We start from the raw sequence: 308 nt of genomic DNA on the forward strand, positions 1-308 counted from the left end.
ACCAGCGCATCGCGCAGTTCCATCAGTTTTTTCAGCTCAGGCACTTGCTCGACCAGGCTGGCCGGGTTGAAGTCCTTCATCGAATTGACGCGCAATTGCACAGCCAGCTCGTCGGCTTCGCCGTCTTCCTGCAGACGGTTCGGCACGCTCAGCGTCAGACCCAGTTCCTGCTTGGCCAACACTTCGTCGAAGGTCATCTTGTCGATGCTGATCGGCTTGCGATCTTCGATTTTGCGATCGTCCTTGCGGTGGGTGTAGTCACCGATTGCCAGCAGTTTCAGCGGCAGTTCAATCTCTTCCTGAGCACC

1 protein-coding gene is annotated in these 308 nt (G+C 56.8%); it reads right to left on the minus strand.

Annotation, left to right across the window (positions count from 1 at the left end; genetic code table 11):
• A partial coding sequence (tssB, locus tag ACIOZM_RS31925; RefSeq protein ID WP_401221680.1) for a type VI secretion system contractile sheath small subunit occupies window positions 1-308 on the minus strand: 308 nt, incomplete at both ends.

It is taken from the genome of Pseudomonas sp. NPDC087346, from assembly GCF_044744235.1.
In the GTDB taxonomy this organism is placed as follows: Bacteria; Pseudomonadota; Gammaproteobacteria; order Pseudomonadales; family Pseudomonadaceae; genus Aquipseudomonas.